This window comes from Micromonospora sp. NPDC005197 (genome assembly GCF_040608295.1).
Lineage (GTDB): Bacteria > Actinomycetota > Actinomycetes > Mycobacteriales > Micromonosporaceae > Micromonospora.
On sequence record NZ_JBEXHY010000277.1, the window covers coordinates 1 to 1,100 of the forward strand.

Genomic DNA, 1,100 nt, shown 5'->3' on the forward strand with positions numbered 1-1,100 from the left:
GGCTCACCAAGCGGCCGGCCGAGCCGCGCGGGCTGGTCGCCGGCCTGTGGTTCCCGGCTCCCGAGCCCGAGCCCGAGCCGGCGGGGGAGCCGGCGGACGAGGACCCGTCCGTCGACCTGCGGCCCGCCCCGGCCCGGTAGCGGCCCGACCAGGGCGGCGGGCGCCTCTCGGCGCGGCCGGCGACAGTCAGGGTTTGGCGGCCCGGTACCAGGCGGCGGCACCGGGGTGCAGCGGCAGCGGCGCGGTGGCGATCGCCGAGCGGGGGCTCATCCGTCCCGCCGCCGGGTGCGCCGCGCCCAGCTCGGCCCGCCGCTCCATCAGCAGCCGGGTCACCTCCCGCACCAGCGGCTCCGGCAGGTCTGCCCGCACGATGAGGTAGTTCGGGTCGGCGACAGTGGTCACCGGGTTCATGCCGTACACCGAGCGGGGGATGTCCCGGGAGACGTAGACCTGGCCGTAGCGGGCGCGCAGCGGCTCCGTCCACTCACCGAGGTCCACGATCCGGGTGGCGCTGCGCCCGGCCAGCTCCTCGATGCCCCGCACCGGCAGACCGCCGGAAAAGAAGAACGCGTCGATACGCCCCGAGCGCAGGGCCGCCACCGAATCGTCCAGACCGAGCCGTTCCCGGCGTACCGCGTCGCCACCGAGCCGGGCCACCTCCAGCAGCCGGGTGGCGGTGATCTCGGTGCCGGAGCCGGGCGCGCCCACGGAGACCCGCCGGCCGCGCAGGTCGCCGATCGTGCGGACCGGCCCGCCGTCGGTCGTGACCAGGTGCAGCTGGTCGTCGTACACCCGCGCCACCGCGTCCACCGTCGGGCTCTGCGTCGGGCTGGCGGGCAGCACGTCGGCCTGGGTGAAGCCCAGCTCGGCTGCTCCGGAGCCGACCAGGCGGACGTTCTCCGCCGAGGCGGCGGTGATCACCACGCTGGCCCGTACCCCGGGCAGTTCCCGGTTGAGGATGGTCGCGAGGGACTGCCCGAACGCGTAGTAGACGGCGGTGGGGCTGCCGGTGGCGATCCGGATCGCCACCGCCGCCGCCCGCACGTCCCGCCAGCCCCCGGCGGTCCGCCCCCCCACCACCACCACATATCGGAATATCA

General features: G+C 76.0%; 1 protein-coding gene. It reads right to left on the reverse strand.

Going from position 1 to position 1,100, the window contains the following annotated elements; genetic code table 11:
- Nucleotides 1–186: 186 nt before the first annotated feature.
- Entirely contained in the window at nt 187–1,083 is an 897-nt protein-coding gene (locus tag ABZU46_RS31800) for a TAXI family TRAP transporter solute-binding subunit (RefSeq protein ID WP_354863385.1), read from the reverse strand.
- Between the last annotated feature and the right edge of the window lie 17 nt (nt 1,084–1,100).